This window comes from Halomonas sp. KM-1 (assembly GCF_000246875.1).
GTDB lineage: Bacteria > Pseudomonadota > Gammaproteobacteria > Pseudomonadales > Halomonadaceae > Halomonas > Halomonas aerodenitrificans.
In genome coordinates this window covers 1-16258 of sequence record NZ_BAEU01000126.1, presented here as the reverse complement: position 1 = coordinate 16258, position 16258 = coordinate 1, and the positions used below count along the sequence as shown (strand labels likewise).

General features: G+C 65.6%; 17 protein-coding genes and 1 pseudogene. 13 read left to right on the top strand and 5 right to left on the bottom strand.

Translation table 11 applies throughout. The features are described from left to right. Window positions 1-59 precede the first annotated feature (59 nt). Together cls and B8115_RS14980 are read left to right on the top strand one after the other, a co-directional pair. Entirely contained in the window at window positions 60-1478 is a 1419-nt protein-coding gene (cls, locus tag B8115_RS14985; protein WP_010628633.1) for a cardiolipin synthase, read from the top strand. Between the two features lie 149 nt (window positions 1479-1627). Continuing rightward, the gene (locus B8115_RS14980) at window positions 1628-2545 is read left to right on the top strand and encodes a LysR substrate-binding domain-containing protein (protein ID WP_010628632.1); all 918 of its coding nucleotides are present in this window, start codon (window positions 1628-1630) and stop codon (window positions 2543-2545) included. 167 nt (window positions 2546-2712) lie between these two features. Here B8115_RS14980 and B8115_RS14975 read toward each other — a convergent pair whose 3' ends face one another. Then, window positions 2713-3789, bottom strand: a complete 1077-nt coding sequence (locus B8115_RS14975) for a bifunctional nicotinamide-nucleotide adenylyltransferase/Nudix hydroxylase (protein ID WP_010628631.1) — start codon at window positions 3787-3789, stop codon at window positions 2713-2715. 107 nt (window positions 3790-3896) lie between these two features. On the opposite strand from B8115_RS14975, the gene B8115_RS14970 reads away from it, so the two are divergent. Further along, window positions 3897-4829: a YihY/virulence factor BrkB family protein gene (locus tag B8115_RS14970; protein WP_010628630.1), complete on the top strand. Its 933-nt coding sequence runs from the start codon at window positions 3897-3899 to the stop codon at window positions 4827-4829. Window positions 4830-4893: 64 nt separating this feature from the next. Here B8115_RS14970 and B8115_RS14965 read toward each other — a convergent pair whose 3' ends face one another. Beyond that, entirely contained in the window at window positions 4894-5931 is a 1038-nt protein-coding gene (locus B8115_RS14965; RefSeq protein WP_010628629.1) for a Glu/Leu/Phe/Val dehydrogenase, read from the bottom strand. Window positions 5932-6087: 156 nt separating this feature from the next. Here B8115_RS14965 and yccX point away from each other — a divergent pair, with 156 nt between their 5' ends. Next, window positions 6088-6360 (top strand): acylphosphatase, encoded by a 273-nt coding sequence (gene yccX, locus B8115_RS14960; protein WP_010628628.1) that lies wholly within the window; start codon window positions 6088-6090, stop codon window positions 6358-6360. Window positions 6361-6373: 13 nt separating this feature from the next. On the opposite strand, the gene B8115_RS14955 is transcribed toward yccX, so the two are convergent. The 3 genes from B8115_RS14955 to B8115_RS14945 are packed head-to-tail and all read right to left on the bottom strand — an operon-like array spanning window position 6374 to window position 9207. Then, window positions 6374-7318: a nucleoside hydrolase gene (locus B8115_RS14955; RefSeq protein ID WP_010628627.1), complete on the bottom strand. Its 945-nt coding sequence runs from the start codon at window positions 7316-7318 to the stop codon at window positions 6374-6376. A gap of 18 nt (window positions 7319-7336) precedes the next feature. Next, complete coding sequence (locus tag B8115_RS14950; RefSeq protein ID WP_010628626.1) at window positions 7337-8263, bottom strand: ribokinase; 927 nt, start codon at window positions 8261-8263, stop codon at window positions 7337-7339. Then, window positions 8260-9207, bottom strand: coding sequence for a D-2-hydroxyacid dehydrogenase (locus tag B8115_RS14945; protein ID WP_010628625.1), 948 nt, complete (start codon window positions 9205-9207; stop codon window positions 8260-8262). The genes B8115_RS14950 and B8115_RS14945 overlap by 4 nt, the downstream gene beginning before the upstream one ends. 155 nt (window positions 9208-9362) lie before the next feature. Between B8115_RS14945 and B8115_RS14940 the strand changes: the two genes are divergently transcribed. The 9 genes and pseudogenes from B8115_RS14940 to B8115_RS14900 form a co-directional block, all read left to right on the top strand. Further along, entirely contained in the window at window positions 9363-9635 is a 273-nt protein-coding gene (locus tag B8115_RS14940) for an FmdB family zinc ribbon protein (RefSeq protein WP_010628624.1), read from the top strand. A gap of 46 nt (window positions 9636-9681) precedes the next feature. After that, the gene (aspS, locus tag B8115_RS14935; protein ID WP_010628623.1) at window positions 9682-11460 is read left to right on the top strand and encodes an aspartate--tRNA ligase; all 1779 of its coding nucleotides are present in this window, start codon (window positions 9682-9684) and stop codon (window positions 11458-11460) included. Window positions 11461-11578: 118 nt separating this feature from the next. Further along, entirely contained in the window at window positions 11579-12118 is a 540-nt protein-coding gene (ruvC, locus tag B8115_RS14930; protein ID WP_010628622.1) for a crossover junction endodeoxyribonuclease RuvC, read from the top strand. Between the two features lie 136 nt (window positions 12119-12254). Next, window positions 12255-12869 (top strand): Holliday junction branch migration protein RuvA, encoded by a 615-nt coding sequence (ruvA, locus tag B8115_RS14925; RefSeq protein ID WP_026038148.1) that lies wholly within the window; start codon window positions 12255-12257, stop codon window positions 12867-12869. A 101-nt stretch (window positions 12870-12970) separates the two neighbouring features. Beyond that, the gene (gene ruvB, locus B8115_RS14920; RefSeq protein WP_026038147.1) at window positions 12971-14008 is read left to right on the top strand and encodes a Holliday junction branch migration DNA helicase RuvB; all 1038 of its coding nucleotides are present in this window, start codon (window positions 12971-12973) and stop codon (window positions 14006-14008) included. Next, a complete protein-coding gene (ybgC, locus tag B8115_RS14915; RefSeq protein ID WP_026038146.1) occupies window positions 14005-14400 on the top strand; it encodes a tol-pal system-associated acyl-CoA thioesterase in 396 nt (131 codons plus the stop codon). Before ruvB ends, ybgC begins: the two co-directional genes overlap by 4 nt. Window positions 14401-14423: 23 nt before the next feature. Further along, a complete protein-coding gene (tolQ, locus tag B8115_RS14910) occupies window positions 14424-15113 on the top strand; it encodes a protein TolQ (RefSeq protein WP_026038145.1) in 690 nt (229 codons plus the stop codon). A 12-nt stretch (window positions 15114-15125) separates the two neighbouring features. Beyond that, a complete protein-coding gene (gene tolR / locus B8115_RS14905) occupies window positions 15126-15563 on the top strand; it encodes a protein TolR (RefSeq protein WP_010628617.1) in 438 nt (145 codons plus the stop codon). 31 nt (window positions 15564-15594) lie between these two features. After that, window positions 15595-16258: pseudogene (locus tag B8115_RS14900) on the top strand (protein TolA); the annotation flags it as partial.

The window sequence follows — 16258 nt, the reverse complement described above, 5'->3', positions numbered from 1 at the left end:
TGGCGGGGCCGTTGTCGTCTAAGGTATGCTTCAGATTACTGTTTTTACAGGGAGAGGTCATGGCATCCTGGCTGTTCGGCCTGGCGATATTCATGGTACACCTGCTGGGTTTCGTCTCGGCGGTCCTGGCGCTGCTTTCCAGCCGCACCTCGCAGGGGGCCGTGGCCTGGATCATCTCTCTCGTCACCTTTCCCTACCTGGCGGTACCCGCCTACTGGATCTTCGGTCGGCCGCGTTTTTACGGTTACGTTTCTGCCCGCGGCGAGCGCGATACCGTACTGCGGCGAATTCTCGCTCGCTATCGGGAGCGGCTGGAGCCGTTCCTGGCCTATACCCGCAACCCCGATATCCGCGCCGTGGAGCAGCTGGCCATGATGCCGTTGACCAGCGGCAATCAGGCCGAGCTGCTGATCGACGGCAAGGCCACGTTCGACAGCCTGTTCGCCGGCATCGATTCCGCCCGCGACTATGTGCTGATCCAGTTCTTCATCGTGCGCAACGATGCGCTGGGACACCGGCTCAAGGAGCACATGCTGCGCGCCGCACAGCGAGGGGTTCGGGTCTACTTCCTGTTCGACGAGGTCGGCAGTCGTAAGCTTTCCGAAGGTTATCTGCATGAGCTGAAGGAAGGGGGCGTGGAGGTCAGTGCGTTTCGCTCCTCACGAGGCTTCAAGCATCGCTTCCAGCTCAATTTCCGCAACCACCGCAAGATCCTCGTCGTCGACGGCAACGAGGGTTGGCTCGGCGGTTTCAACGTTGGGGTGGAGTACCTGGGCCAGCATCCGCGGCACGGCCCCTGGCGCGATACCCATCTCAAGCTCACCGGCCCCAGCGTGCTGGGGCTGCAGGAGGCGTTCTGGGAGGATTGGCACTGGGCCACGGGGGCGGTGCTCAACCTGAGCTGGGAGCCGCATATCACCTGCGAGGAGTGCCACAACGTGGTGATCGTGCCCTCGGGGCCTGCCGACCGTCAGGAGACGGCCAGTCTGCTGGTGCAGCATGCCATCCACAGCGCCCATGAGAGGCTGTGGGTCACGAGCCCCTATTTCGTTCCCGATCAGGGCGTGCAGGATGCCCTGCGGCTTGCCGCCATGCGCGGCGTCGACGTGCGCATCATGATGCCCGAACACCCCGATCATCTGCTCATTTACCTTTCGGCCTTTTCGTTCCTGCCCGATATGGTGCGGGCTGGGGTCAAGGTGTATCGCTATCAGCCGGGCTTTCTGCACCAAAAGGTAATTCTCATCGACGACAGCGCGGCATCGGTGGGTACGGTGAATCTCGACAACCGCTCGTTTCGCCTGAATTTCGAGATCACCGCCTTCATTCCCGACCGGCGTTTTGCCGCCCAGGTGCGCCTGATGCTGGAGCGCGACTTCGCCGATTGCCGCCGCATCGGCTACGACGAGCTGCAGAATCGCCCCCTGTGGAGCAAGCTCGTCTCGCGGGCGGCCTATCTCACGGCGCCCATTCAGTAGCGCTGCGATAGTCGTGCTGGGCGCGGCCGAAGTCGCTTGGGTTAAGTAGGCAGCTGGGGTAAATTAGGCAACGCCTAACATTCTCTCATTTCTGAGTTTTTGTGCAGGGCACCCAACTTGATTTGCGATTGCTGTGAGCGGGAGTCCCGGTGAACCTCGAGACAAAATGGCTGGAAGATTTCGTGGCCTTGGCCAACACCCGCAGCTTCTCCGCCTCCGCCCGGCAGCGCCATGTCACCCAGCCGGCCTTCAGCCGCCGGATTCGATCCCTGGAGCAGGCCGTGGGTGTGACCCTCGTCGACCGCTCCACCACGCCCATCAACCTGACGCCGGAAGGGCAGCTGTTCCTGGTCACGGCGCGCAATCTGGTGGAGCAGCTCAACGAGTGCCTAGGGCATCTGCGCGGCGTTTCCATGGCGCGCGAGGCGCTGGACATCGTCGCCGCCCACTCCCTGGCACTGAGCTTCTATCCCGAGTGGATCTCGCGGCTGCAGGAAGGGCTGGGTGAGCTGCCCACGCGCCTCGTGGCCATGAACGTAGGCGAGGCGATTCACGTGCTGCGTGAGGGCAACTGCGATCTGATGCTGGCCTACCACGACCCGTACGCGACGATGCAGCTCGATGCGGAGGTGTTTCCCTCGTTCTCCATCGGCCAGGTCAAGATGCTGCCCATCAGTCTCCCCGATGCCAAGGGGCGGCCGCGCTTCAGCCTCGAAAGCAAGGAGACGATCCCCTATCTGGCCTATACCCAGGGTGCTTTCCTGGGGCGCAGCGTGCGCATGCTGCTCAAGAACGATCCACTGCGCCTGCGCCTGCGCACCGTCTACGAAACCGCCATGGCGGAAGGGCTCAAGGGCATGGTGCTGCAAGGGGTGGGGCTGGCCTGGATTCCCGACTTCTGCGTGCGCGAAGAGCTCAAGAGCGGCAAGCTAGTACGCGCCGGCGGTGAGCAGTGGGACGTGCCGCTGGAGATCCGTCTCTACCGCTGCTCGTTGGTGCACAAGCCGGGGGTCGAGAAGCTGTGGAGGCAGATGATGAAGCTGCCCCGGGACTTCCTCCAAGCCTGAAAAGCCTGGCTTTCCTGCTGCGCTCGCCAGGCCGGCCCCCGGCGGATTGTCGCTATCCTCATGTAGGCCACTACACTCCGGTAGCTCCACTCCGGCGGTGACCGGCCTGCCTTCGCTCGCGACGGAAAATCCCGTTCTTTTCCAGGCAAGCGTTTTCTATCCCTGTTTCAGATCCCGCCGAAATCGGCCGGCAGGCCGAGAAAATTCTGGATGATGAAGAAGTGATCCTCGAACAGGCTGTCCGGTTCGAGTTCGGCCAGCGGTACCCAGCGGGCGTGGTCGCCGCCCTTGACTGGCTTGAGCTGGGGCAGCTGCTGGTCGGGGCGCAGGGCGAAGTAGAAGGCTTCGGCCAGGGTGCGGCCACGCCAGCTGCGGTGGGGTTCGTCGAACAGTCGCTGGCCGCGCAGCGAGCCCTTGAGCACCGGTTCCGGCACCTTGAGCCTGACCCGTTCGCGCAACTCGCGCAGGCAGGCGTCGAGCAGACGCTCGTGAGGGTTGATGAAGCCGCCGGGCAGCGCCAGCAGCCCTTTCCCCGGAGCTGCGGTACGCCGCACCAGCAGCACGTGACCCGACTGCACCACTACGGCGTTCACCGTGACGAAGATAGGGGGGTAGGGGGCGTTGGCCCAGGCCTGGCGATACTGCTCCAGCAGTTTCTGCTCTTCCATCAGCTGCAGGTGTGCCTCTTCGCCGGCGAAATCCCGTAGCGCCTCGCAGACGCCGGGCGGCAGGTCATGGGTGGCGCCGGTGCTGAGGTAATCCTCGGTGGAGGAGGGGGAGCGGAACAATCGCTCGCGGATCTGGCTGGCCGAAATGCCTTCGACCAGCGGCACGCTGACCGATTCCCACTGGGGAAACAGCGAAAGATAGTAGCTCGACTGGCCGCGACTGGCGCCGATCAGGCCGATGCGTGGCAGGCGGGCGTGATGGTGGCCTGCTATGTCGCGCACCTTACGCTGTACGTCACGCACCCAGACGTCGTCGTTGTAGAGTGCATCCAGCAGCGGCACGATCTCGAGGCGCGCATTTTCCTCTTCGTCGAAACAGCTACGCAGCAGCGCCTGACGCTCGTCGAAGCGCCAGGGGTTGCGCAGCGAGCGCGCCTGCCAGGCCGACCCCACCAGGACGATCACTTGTCGCGCATGGCGCAGGGCCTCGTTGATTACCGCCAGATGTCCCAGGTGCGGCGGCTGAAAACGTCCGATGAATACGAGGCAGTCGAATTCGTGATCGGTATCGCTCATCGCGCTTCCTTGGCTGGTGGTTGGGCGCACCATTATGGGCGCGGGTGGCCTGGGGCTGCAACGCGGGGCCATGTGCCGACAGACGGCTTGCAGTAGCGTATGCTGAAATGACGGCCAAAGACGAAGGAGGCGTCGTGCACAGGTTTTCGATCCGGTTCTGGTGGAATACCGTTCAGCAAGCGATTTCTCTATGGCTGGAGCGCAATGCCTTCAGCTATGCCGGCTCGCTGGCTTTCTACACGCTCTTCTCGCTTGCGCCTACGGTCATCATTGCCGTAGCCGTGATCGGCATCGTCTTCGGTGAGGATGCCGCTCAAGGGCAGATCGTCGCACAGCTGCAGGGCACTCTGGGCGAGGAGGCAGCGAGGGCGGTGGAGCAGGCGGTGGCAGCGTCGCGCATCGAGCAGGCGGGTATCCTGCCGACGTTGCTGGGTGTCGGTGGCCTACTGGTGGGGGCGACTACGGTCTTCGCCCAGATGCAGTTCTCGCTCAATACCATCTGGGGCGTGACGGCCAAGCCCAGCCGCAACAGCGTGCTCATATTTCTCAAGCAGCGCCTGCTATCGCTCGCCGTGGTACTGGCGATCGGCTTCATCCTGCTGGTGTCGCTGCTGGTGGGGATCATGATTCGTGCCATGCTGCAGGCGGTGGGCGATGCCATGCCGCTGCTCGGCGCTCTGACGGCCGGCGCCGAGTTCCTGGTTGCCATGGCCGTGATCACGGCGCTGTTCGCTACCATCTTCAAGGTTCTGCCCGACGTGGTGCTGAGCTGGCGGGACGTGCTGCTGGGGGCCGTGGTCACCGCTTTGCTGTTCGCCATCGGGCGCAGTGCGATCGCCTCCTACCTGGCCTATACCGCGACCGCCTCGACCTACGGCGCCGCCGGCTCGGTGGTCATGATCCTGCTGTGGGTCTATTACTCATCCCTCATTCTTCTGTTCGGAGCGGCGTTCACTCGCAGCTATCTGCTGGCCAGAGGGCGCGAGGTGGTACCGCGCAACAGCGCCGTTCTCGTCAAGCGTGAGCTGGTGATGGATTGACGAACGGGCCGCGAGCGGTGACAGGCCGGGCGGATGCGCCGCCCGGCCCTGGCCGTACATAGCCTCAGTCGGCGAGGCGCTCGCGTGCCAGTTGATCCGCCACGGCGGCGGGGCTCTTGTCCTCGCTCTGCGCCCGGCCGAGAATCTCGTCCACCGTCTCGGCGATTCGCTCCACGTGGCGCATGACTGAGTCGCGGTTGTAGCGCTGGTGGCGCTGGGCCTCGACTTCGATGACGCCGCCGGCGTTGGCCACGTAATCGGGCGTGTAGAGAATGCCGCGGGCCTGCAATCGTCCGGCAACTGCCGCCGTCGCCAGCTGGTTGTTGGCTGCGCCGCAAATCACCTTGGCCTTGAGGCGCTCGGCTACCTCGTCGGTCAGTACCGCCCCGAGGGCGCAGGGGGCGAAGACGTCCACGTCGGCATCGAAAATGGCATCGGGCGTGACGCTCTCGGCACTCAGTTCGCTGACCAGCATGCCGAGGTTGTCGCGGTCGACATCGGTCAGTACCAGCTTGGCGCCGGCTTCGTGCAGCTCGCGGGCAAGGTGGGCGCCGACGTGACCGACCCCCTGGATGGCGACGCGCAGTCCTTGCAGGTCGCTGCGGCCGAGGCGATGGCGTACGGCACTCTTGAGCGCGCAGAAAACGCCGTGGGCGGTGAAGGGCGAGGGGTCGCCCGAGTTGCCGTCGTGGCCCAGCCCGCTGACATGTGACGTCTCCTGACGAATCAGGCGCATGTCCTCCTCGCCGCTGCCGGAGTCCTCGGCGGTGATGTATCGGCCGCCCAGCGATTCCACCAGCCGGCCCATGGCGCACAGCATGGCGGGGGTCTTGTCGCGCCGCGGGTCGGCGATGATCACGGCCTTGCCGCCGCCCAGGGGCAGGTCGGCCAGGGCCGACTTGTAGGTCATGCCACGGGAGAGACGCAGCACGTCGGTCAGAGCGTCCGCTTCGCTGGCGTAGGGGTAGATGCGCAGGCCGCCCAGGGCAGGGCCGCGGCGCGTGTCGTGGATGGCGATGATGGCGCGCAGGCCGCTGGCCTCATCGCCGCCGAAGACGATCTGCTGGTGATGGTCGAACTCGGGGTGGTCGAAGATCTGCATGGCGATATCTCCCTTGTGAGGATGCGTTGTTGTGATGTGGAGCGCAGTGGTTGGCACTGCTTCCGTTGGGCGGTCGTTGCTTGTGGCGTGACCGCATCCTTAGTATCACGGTTAGAGCATCCGTGCGCACCCATTTCAGTCAATGAGGAGACGAAAATGAGCAAACGCTGTGTGAAGGCGCTGGTGGCCGGCAAGGTGCAGGGAGTGTGGTACCGCCGTGCGGTTCAGGAGCAGGCGTTGCAGCACGGATTGACCGGCTACGCCAAGAATCTCCCTGATGGGCAGGTCGAGGTGCTGCTGTGCGGTAATGGCGAGGCGGTCAACCAGGTGTCAGCGTGGCTGTGGCAGGGGCCGCCCAATGCCCGGGTCACGCACGTCGAGCTGGAAGCGCTGGAGTGCCATGACCCGGACAACTTCGTCTGCCTGTGACCCGTGGAAGCTCTTAGCTTAGGGTGTCGGCTATCCACTCCACCACGGCTTCACCGTCCACTTCGAGGCATACTTCCACCAGGGGCGTCTGCGACCAGCGCTCCTGGATGAAGCCGCGCCCTTCGGGGGCGAACAGGGTCTGACCCTCGGCCAGACCTTCGGTGACGACCGCCAGATGCCCCGGGGCGGTGGTGAACAGCTCAGGGCGCAGCAGCCAGGCCAGCGCGCAGCTGTCGTGGGGGCAGCAGCCGTCGATGCCGAGGAATTCGCGATAGAAGTCGCGGTAGAAGGCGTAGCTGCCGGCCAGCACCTTGCCCAGCTCGCCCTGTCCCGCCTCGATGCGCTGCATGTGGGCCGGCGTCAGCACGCAACGGTGGGTCACGTCGAGCCCTACCAGAGTCAGCGGCCAGCCGGCGGTGAGCACGCGTTGGGCGGCGTGGGGGTCGTTGAACATGTTGGCTTCGGCCACCGGCGTGACGTTGCCGCCCTCGCGGACCGAGCCCCCCATGATCACCACCCGCTTGACCTTCTCGGTGAGCGCCGGGTCGAGCTGCAAGGCGGCAGCCAGGTTGCCCACCGGCCCGACCGCGACCAGGGTGACTTCGCCGGGACGCTCGTTGACGGTGTCGACGATGAACTGCGCGGCGCTGCGCGGATCCTTCTTGCCCTTCACCTCGGGCAGTTCGATGTTGCCCAGACCGTTGGCGCCGTGGATATGGGCCGGCGCGGGATGACGCGGCTTGACCATGGGGCCGGCAGCGCCCTGGGCGACGGGTACGTCGCCGCGCCCGGCCAGTTCGCACAGCAGCAGGCCATTATGGGTGGCGGTCTCGATGTCGACGTTGCCGTAGGTGGTGGTCAAGCCGAGCAGCTCGATGTCGGGATGACGTAGGGCGATGGCGATGGCCTGGGCGTCGTCGACGCCGGGGTCGGTATCGAAGATGATCGGGTGCGACACGTTGCCTCCTTGTGGGTGTCAGGCGCTCTGTGAGCCGGTGAGATATCGCTCGACCTCGTCGCGCGATGGAATGCTGTCGGCGGCACCGGGCTGCTGCACGCCGAGTGCGGCGGCGTGGGCGGCCAGCGCCAGGCAGTCGGGGACGCTGCGCTGTTCCTGCAGGGCCGCCATGAAATAGCCGATGAAGGTGTCGCCGGCGCCGGTGGTATCCACCGGCTCGACCGGCAGGGCGGGCTGGAAGTGGCGCTCGTCGCCCGCCTGGTGCCAGGCGCCCTCGCTGCCCAGGGTCAACACCGTTGCCGTTTGCGGCAGCCGTGTCTGCAGACCCTGAAGCAGCGCCTGGGCATCGCTGGTTTCGGGCAGGCCGGCCAGCCAGGCCGCCTCGCCGCGATTGACGAACAGCAACTGGCAGGCGTCGAGCGGCAGCTCCAGCACCGTGTCGGACATCGGTGCGGGATTGAAGGCGACCGCAAGCCCCTGCCTGCGCGCGCACTCGAGCAGCTCGGCCAGGGCGTTGCACTCGTTCTGCACCAGCAGCCAATCGCCGGGCTTGGCCGCTTCGCACAGGGCGTCGCGATGCCGACGCGTGAAGCCGTGGTTGGCGCCGGGAAACAGGATGATGGCGTTCTCGCCGCGATCGTCGACCTGGATGATGGCGTGTCCGCTGGGTTCGTCCACCAGCTCCACGTGGGTGACGTCGACCCCGGCGCGGGCCAGACGGTCCCGAGCCCAGGCGTCCTGGCGGCCCAGGCGGCCCCAATGACACACCTGGCCACCGGCCAGCGCCATGGCCAGCGACTGGTTGGCCCCTTTGCCGCCGAGGCCGAGGTGATAGCTACGGCTGGCCAGCGTCTCGCCGGGATGGACCAGGTGCGGCACGCGATAGAAGTGATCGAGATTGATCGAGCCCAGGTTGTGAAGCATGGAGTTGTGCAGCATGGTCATGCTCCGTCCCGCTGGGCCTTCCAGCGGCGCAGATTCTCACCGGTGAGCGTCACGATGCGCTGGCGGGCTTCCGGGGTGATCCAGGCATTGTGCGGCGTGACGATCAGGTTGAGCGGCTCGGCCAGGGCATCGAGCAGCGGATGGCCGTCCCGCGGCGGCTCCGCCGGCAGCACGTCGACACCGAGGCCGCCCAGCCGGCCTTCACGCAGTGCGGCAAGCGCCGCTTCTTCGTCGATGATGCCGCCGCGAGCGCAGTTGACCAGCAGGGCATCGGGCTTCAGCGTGGCGAGCAGGGCAGCGTCGACCAGGTGTCGCGTGGCGTCGGTGAGCGGGCAGTGCAGGCTGATGACGTCGGCCTCGGGGGCGAGTTCGGTGATCCCGGGGCGGGTATCGTTGCCCTCGTTACCGGGGCGGGCGGCAAAACTGACGCGCATGCCGAAGGCTTCCCCGAGGGCGCCCACGCGGCTACCCAGTTCGCCCTGGCCGACGATGACCAGGTGCTTGCCTTCGAGCTGCAGGGTGGCGTGGTCCATCAGACAGAAGAAGGCGCTAGCGTTCCAGCGTCCAGTCGCCACGTCGCGCTGATAGAGCGGCAGCCGGTTGGCCAGCGCCAGGATCAGCATCAGGCTGTGCTGGGCCACGCTGGCGGTGCCGTAGGCCGTGACGTTGCGCACGGCGATGCCGAGTCGCTCGGCGGTAGCCATGTCGATGTTGTTGGTGCCGGTGGCCAGCACGCAGATCAGCTTGAGTTCCGGCAGTGCCTCGAGGGTGGCGGCATCGAGCACCACCTTGTTGACGATGGCCACCTGGGCGCCGGCCAGGCGCTCGCGGCTCTGCTCGGTGGTGCTTGCCTCATGGACCTCCAGCGTCTCCACCTGCTCGCGAATGGCGGAGAGGTCGATATCGGGACCCAGGCTGGCGGCATCGAGTATCACGGCTTTCATGCTGAATTCCTTGTGTTGGTTCGCCGCGGCAGGGCTGGGACACGCCTTGCCAGGCACGTTATACTATCGGGCTTTCACGGCAGGCTTGGAATGTGCACCGCTCGACCCTATATCGCCGTTGGTTGCGCGCTGTCGAATCAGGAGTGAATTGAACCATGCCCATCTATGAATATCAGTGCAAGGCCTGCGGCCATCGTCTGGAGAAGCTCCAGAAGCTCAGCGCCGCCCCTCTGACCGACTGTCCTGCCTGTGAAGCACCGGCGCTTTCCCGCCTGGTTTCCGCGGCGGGCTTCCGTCTGGCCGGCGGCGGCTGGTACGAAACCGACTTCAAGTCCGGCAGCAAGAAGAACCTGGCCGGCGACTCCGCTGGCGGCGGCGGAGAGAGCAAAGAAAGCAAGGCGCCGGCCAAGGACGGCGCCGCGGCCTGACCGCGACCGACCCTTCAATCGATAACGTTACGAAACAGGATACGACATGCGCAGCCATTATTGCGGCCAGCTCAACGAGACCATGGTGGACCAGACGGTCACCCTGTGCGGCTGGGTTCACCGCCGCCGTGACCACGGGGGCGTGATCTTCCTCGACATGCGCGATCGCGACGGCATCGCTCAGGTCGTGGTCGACCCCGATACCGCCGAGGCCTTCGCCACTGCCGACCGTGCTCGCAGCGAGTACGTGCTGCGCATTTCCGGCCGCGTGCGTCTGCGCCCCGAGGGTACCCAGAACCCCAAGATGCCCACCGGCATGATCGAGGTGCTGGCCAAGGAGGTCGAAGTGCTGAACACGGCGGCCACGCCGCCGTTCCAGCTCGACGAACACGGCAAGGTCGGCGAGGAGGTGCGTCTCAAGCACCGCTACATCGACCTGCGCCGCCCGGAGATGATCGAGAAGCTGCGCCTGCGTTCGCGCATCTCGCATCACGTGCGCGCCTTCCTCGAGGGGCAGGGCTTCCTCGACATCGAGACGCCGATCCTGACCCGTGCCACGCCCGAGGGCGCCCGCGACTACCTGGTGCCGAGCCGCACCCATCCGGGCAGCTTCTTCGCGCTGCCGCAGTCGCCGCAGCTGTTCAAGCAGCTGCTGATGGTGGCCGGCTTCGACCGCTACTATCAGATCGCCAAGTGTTTCCGCGACGAGGACCTGCGTGCCGACCGTCAGCCGGAGTTCACCCAGATCGATATCGAGGCTTCCTTCGTCGAGGAGAACGATATCATGGGCGTGACCGAGGCCATGATCCGCGAGCTGTTCCAGGACGTGCTCGACGTGGAGCTGCCCGAGTTCCCGCGCATGAGCTGGGCCGAAGCCATGGACCGTTACGGCTCCGACAAGCCCGACCTGCGCATTCCGCTGATGCTGGTCGACGTCGACGACCTGATGAAACAGGTCGACTTCCAGGTGTTCTCCGGCCCGGCCAACGCTGCCGACGGCCGCGTTGCGGCGCTCAAGGTGCCGGGCGGGGCCAGCATGTCGCGCAAGGTGATCGACGACTACACCAAGTTCGTCGGCATCTACGGCGCCAAGGGCCTGGCCTGGATCAAGGTCAACGAGCGTGCCAAGGGTATCGAGGGGCTGCAGTCGCCGATCGTCAAGTTCATGGAGAACGTGATCGAGGAGCTGCTCGACCGCGTGGGCGCGGCAGACGGCGACATCGTCTTCTTCGGCGCCGACAAGGCCAAGGTCGTCAACGAGGCGCTGGGTGCGCTGCGGGTCAAGCTGGGCGAGGACCTCAATCTCTACACCCGCCCCTGGGCACCGCTGTGGGTGGTCGACTTCCCCATGTTCGAAGCCGACGACGCCGGTCGCCTGAGCCCGCTGCACCACCCGTTCACCTCGCCCTCGTGCAGCCCCGAGGAGCTCAAGGCCAACCCGGCGGGCGCGCTCTCGCGGGCCTACGACATGGTGCTCAACGGCACCGAGCTGGGTGGCGGCTCGATCCGTATCCACGACCAGCAGATGCAGAGCACCGTGTTCGAGATCCTCGGCATCGGCGAAGAGGAGGCCCGCGAGAAGTTCGGCTTCCTGCTCGACGCCCTGCACTACGGTGCGCCGCCCCACGGTGGCCTGGCCTTCGGCCTCGACCGTCTGGTGATGCTGATGGCGGGTTCGCGCACCATTCGTGAAGTGATCGCCTTCCCCAAGACCCAGAGTGCGGGCTGTCTGATGACCGACGCGCCGGGCGAGGTGAGCGGCGATCAGCTGCGCGAACTCAACATTCGTCTGCGCCAAAAGGCCAAGGCGGAAGGGCAGGAGTGAGTACACCAGCCTGCGATGCGATGAACGAGACCGGCGCCCATGTGGCGCCGGTTTCGCGATGCTGCCAGAGTGGCCGTGCCATGGGCGTGCGCAGCGCCCACGTGAGGGAGAACGTGTCGTGCTGATTCTCGGTATCGATCCCGGCTCGCGTACCACCGGCTACGGCGTGCTCGACGTCACTACGCCCAAGCCGCGCTACGTCGCCAGCGGTTGTATCCGTTTGCAGGACGTCGAGCTGCCTCAGCGTCTGGCGCGCATCTACGCCGGCATTGCCGAGCTGATCGGCGAGTATCGCCCCGGGGAGCTGGCCATCGAACAGGTGTTCATGGCCAAGAACCCCGATTCCGCCCTGAAGCTGGGCCAGGCGCGCGGTGCGGCCATCGTCTGCGCCGCCAATCACGGTCTGGCCGTGCATGAATACGGGCCGCGCCAGATTAAGCAGGCGGTGACCGGCAGCGGTGCGGCGACCAAGGCCCAGATCCAGCACATGGTGGTGGCGGTGCTGGGACTCGACGGTACGCCCCAGGCCGACGCCGCCGACGCGTTGGCCATCGCGTTGACCCATGCTCATGCCCGGCTGGGTCTGGTCACACAGGGTAGCTTCGGCGGCCATAGGACGCGTCGACGCGGCAGCTCCTGGCGCGACTTCCAGCCTTGAAAGCGCATTGACGCTTTAGGCAAAATAATTTTCGAACACCGTTTGTAGTGGGCTGGTCAGCCGCTTGAGCGACCAGTATAGTGGCGCCAGGAAGGCCGTGCGCCTTGGACGTATTCGCATCGGGAAACAATGCCGAATGATAGGACGCTTGCGTGGCACTCTGCTCGAGAAACAACCGCCCTGGCTGGTCGTGGACGTGGCAGGGGTCGGCTATGAGCTAGAGGCTTCGATGACCACGCTGGTGGCGTTGCCCGGGGTGGGAGAAGCGGTGTCGCTCTATACGCATCTTACCGTGCGTGAAGACGCCCACCTGCTGTTCGGTTTTGCCCGTGAGCAGGAGCGGGCGCTGTTTCGTGCCCTGATCAAGGTCAACGGTATCGGCCCCAAGCTGGCTCTGGCTATCCTGTCCGGCATGGATGAGACGGCGTTCATTCGCTGCGTGATGGAGGATGACGTCAAGAGCCTGACGCGCCTGCCCGGGGTGGGTAAGAAGACTGCCGAGCGCCTGATCATCGAGATGCGCGACCGCTTCCCTCACTGGGAGCAGAGCGCTACCGCCGATCCGTCTGGCATCGCCACGCTGCCCAGCGGCCAGCGCGAACGCCAGGATCCGCTGGCCGATGCCGAAGCGGCGCTGGTCAGCCTGGGTTACAAGCCGACCGAGGCCGCGAAGATGCTGTCCGGGCTGGAAGAGGGCTTGTCGACCGAAGCCCTGATCAAGGCGGCCTTGACCAAGCGGATGGCCGGGTAGGGCGCGCATGGCGGGCCTCGACTCGATAGAATCCAACAGTCGTTCGATCGGAGACAGGGACTTTCGTCCTGAACTTTTCATGAGCGCCGCGAGTGTTCGACATGATGCAGAATGATCGCTTGATCGCCGCCGAGGAGCGCGAGGGTGAGAGTCGCGTCGATCACGCGATCCGCCCCAAGACGCTGGCCGAGTACATCGGCCAGCCCCGCGTGCGTGAGCAGTTGGAAATCTTCATCAGCGCCGCTCGTGGACGTGACGAGAGCCTCGATCACACGCTGGTGTTCGGCCCGCCCGGCCTTGGCAAGACCACGCTCGCCAACATCATCGCCGCCGAGATGGGCGTGGGGCTGAAGTCCACCTCCGGCCCGGTGCTGGAGCGTGCCGGCGACCTGGCCGCCATGCTCACCAACCTGCAGCCCGGCGACGTGCTGTTCATCGACGAGATCCACCGTCTTTCTCCCGTGGTGGAGGAGATCCTCTATCCCGCCATGGAGGACTTCCAGCTCGATATCGTCATCGGTGAGGGGCCGGCGGCACGCTCCATCAAGCTCGATTTGCCGCCGTTCACGCTGGTGGGTGCCACCACCCGGGCGGGACTGCTCACTTCACCGCTGCGCGACCGCTTCGGTATCGTCCAGCGTCTGGAGTTCTACGACATCGAGGAGCTTACCGAGATCGTCACCCGCTCGGCCAGGCTGCTCGGGGTCGAGGCGGACCGTGAGGGTGCCCGCGAAGTGGCACGCCGCTCGCGCGGAACGCCGCGGATTGCCAACCGTCTGCTGCGCCGGGTGCGTGATTTCGCCCAGGTGCGCGGCAACGGTCGGGTGGACGCGGCCATCGCCGATCAGGCGCTGAACATGCTGCACGTGGACCATCATGGCCTCGACCACATGGATCGCCGCCTGCTGCTGGCGATGATCGAGAAGTTCGACGGCGGGCCGGTGGGCATCGACTCGCTGGCGGCGGCGATCGGCGAAGAGCGCGACACCATCGAGGACGTGATCGAGCCCTACCTGATCCAGCAGGGGCTGATGATGCGTACCGCCCGGGGCCGGGTGGTGACGCGCCAGGCCTGGCAGCACTTCGAGCTGGTACCCCACGAGCAGGCGCTGGATGCCAGCGGTGAGGTGCGTCCGTGAGTGAATTTCGTTTGCCGCTGCGTGTTTACATCGAGGATACCGATGCCGGCGGCATCGTCTACTACGTCAACTACTTCAAATATATGGAGCGGGCCCGCAGTGAATGGCTGCGTCGGCACGGCTTCACTCAGCGCGAGCTGCTCGATGCCGGCGTGCAGCTGGTCGTGCACCGCCTGGAGTGCCGCTATGCCAAGCCCGCCCGGCTCGACGACGAGCTCTGCGTCACCGCGGCCGTCGAATCGAGCGGACGCTGTCGGCTGAGTTTCACTCAGTCGGTGCAGCGTGATGGGGAACCCTTATGCGAAGCGCGTGTCGACATCGCCTGTCTGGATGCCGAACGCCTCAAACCCAGACCCTGGCCGCCGGCACTCGCCGCGGTTCTCAATGCTTGAATGCAAGATCAGCGAGGATGCCCGTGAACGACTCTATGTCAATACCCCACCTGATCATGAGCGCCAGCACCGTGGTGCAGCTGGTCATGCTGATCCTGGTGCTAGGCTCGATACTCTCGTGGGTGGTGATTTTCCAGCGTACTTTCGTGATGCGCCGGGCCCGCGCGGCGCACCAGACCTTCGAGGAGCGCTTCTGGTCGGGTGTCGATCTCAACGAACTCTATCGTGAAACGCCGTCGGAGCAGGAAACCCAGGGCGCCGAGCATGTCTTTCGCGCCGGGTTTCGCGAATTCAACCGGCTGATGGCCAAGACCAAGAGCGCCGATGCCATCCTCGACGGCGTTCAGCGCAGCATGCGCGTGGCCTGGTCGCGGGAGGAGGAGCGCCTGACCCTGCATCTGGTGTTCCTTGCCACCGTGGCGTCGGCCAGCCCCTATATCGGCCTGTTCGGTACGGTGTGGGGCATCATGGGTTCGTTCCAGGCGCTCTCCATGGCCCAGCAGGCCACGCTGGCTACCGTTGCGCCGTGGATTGCCGAGGCCCTGATCGCCACCGCCATGGGGCTGTTCGCGGCCATCCCCGCCGTTATCTTCTACAACCGCCTGTCGTCCGAGTCCGACCGGCTGCTGGGTAAGTACGAGGACTTCGCCGAGGAGTTCCACTCCATCCTGCACCGCAATCTGCAGGGTCGCAGCGAAGCCGGCGCCGCCTGAGGGAGTCGCGACATGCATGGTCCTTTCAATCGTGGCGGCCGCCGCAAGCCGATGGGGGAGATCAACGTCGTCCCCTTCATCGACGTCATGCTGGTTCTGCTGGTCATCTTCATGATCACGGCACCGATGCTGACCCAGGGCGTTCAGATCGAGTTGCCCCAGGTCACCTCCGAGCCCATCGACTCTCAGGAAGACCGCGATCCCATCATCGTATCGGTGGATCGAGAGGGCGCGTATTACCTGTCGGTCGGTGGTGAAGAGATGGCCGTGGATCTGGAGGAGCTCGGCGACCGAGTGCTGATCCTGCTCGATCAACAGCCTGGCACGCCAGTCATGGTGCGCGGCGATCGTTTCGTGCCCTACGGTGAGGTCGTGACCCTGATGAGTACGCTGCAGGTTTCGGGCGTGACCAACGTCGGGCTGATTTCCGAGCCGCCGCCGCGTGATTAAGCGCTTCTTGACCAGGACACTAGGAGACGTGATGGCCCGAGGTCAGCGCGGCCCTTCGCGCAGCTATGACAAGCCGGTCGGCTATGGCGTGCCCACTCTGCTGGCTATCGGCCTGCACGTGCTGGTCGTGGTGCTGAGTCTGGTCACCCTGCCGCAGCGTCAGCCGGCCGATCCAGAGTCGACCTCCATCGTGCAGGCGACGCTGGTCAGCACCGAGACCACCACCGACCAGGCCCAGCGCGCCGAGGAGGCGCGGGCTCGCGCTGCGGCGCGGCAGGCGGAAGAGGAGGCGCGCCAGGAAGAAGAAGCGCGTCAGGCCGAGGCCGAGGAACAGGCGCGCGCCGAAGCCGAGCGTCAGGCCGCCGAAGAGCGTGCCCGTGAAGCCGAGCAGCAGCAGGCGGCGCGTGAGGAAGAAGCACGCCGGTTGCAGGAGGCCAGACAGGAAGCCGAGGCCGAGGCCCAGCGTCGAGCCGAGGAAGCCGAGCGTCAGACGCGGCTGCGCGAGGAGCAGGAGGCGGAGCGTCAGCGTCAACAGGAAGCCGCGGCGGAAGCCGAGCGTCAGCGCCAGCAGGAGGCTCAGCAGCGCGCCGAAGAGGAGGCGCGACGTCAGCAGGAAGCCGAAGCCCAGCGCCAGCGCGAAGCCGAGGAGCAGCGTCGCCGCGAGGAGGAGGCCCAGCGTCAGCGTGAAGCCGAAG

Excerpts from the sequence above, each read along its gene's own strand:
- cls (WP_010628633.1), top strand. The coding sequence starts at position 60 with ATGGCATCCTGGCTGTTCGGCCTGGCGATATTCATGGTACACCTGCTG.
- B8115_RS14975 (WP_010628631.1), bottom strand. The coding sequence starts at position 3,789 with ATGAGCGATACCGATCACGAATTCGACTGCCTCGTATTCATCGGACGT.
- B8115_RS14970 (WP_010628630.1), top strand. The coding sequence starts at position 3,897 with ATGACGGCCAAAGACGAAGGAGGCGTCGTGCACAGGTTTTCGATCCGG.
- B8115_RS14965 (WP_010628629.1), bottom strand. The coding sequence starts at position 5,931 with ATGCAGATCTTCGACCACCCCGAGTTCGACCATCACCAGCAGATCGTC.
- yccX (WP_010628628.1), top strand. The coding sequence starts at position 6,088 with ATGAGCAAACGCTGTGTGAAGGCGCTGGTGGCCGGCAAGGTGCAGGGA.
- B8115_RS14950 (WP_010628626.1), bottom strand. The coding sequence starts at position 8,263 with ATGACCATGCTGCACAACTCCATGCTTCACAACCTGGGCTCGATCAAT.
- B8115_RS14945 (WP_010628625.1), bottom strand. The coding sequence starts at position 9,207 with ATGAAAGCCGTGATACTCGATGCCGCCAGCCTGGGTCCCGATATCGAC.
- B8115_RS14940 (WP_010628624.1), top strand. The coding sequence starts at position 9,363 with ATGCCCATCTATGAATATCAGTGCAAGGCCTGCGGCCATCGTCTGGAG.
- aspS (WP_010628623.1), top strand. The coding sequence starts at position 9,682 with ATGCGCAGCCATTATTGCGGCCAGCTCAACGAGACCATGGTGGACCAG.
- ruvA (WP_026038148.1), top strand. The coding sequence starts at position 12,255 with ATGATAGGACGCTTGCGTGGCACTCTGCTCGAGAAACAACCGCCCTGG.
- ruvB (WP_026038147.1), top strand. The coding sequence starts at position 12,971 with ATGATGCAGAATGATCGCTTGATCGCCGCCGAGGAGCGCGAGGGTGAG.
- tolR (WP_010628617.1), top strand. The coding sequence starts at position 15,126 with ATGCATGGTCCTTTCAATCGTGGCGGCCGCCGCAAGCCGATGGGGGAG.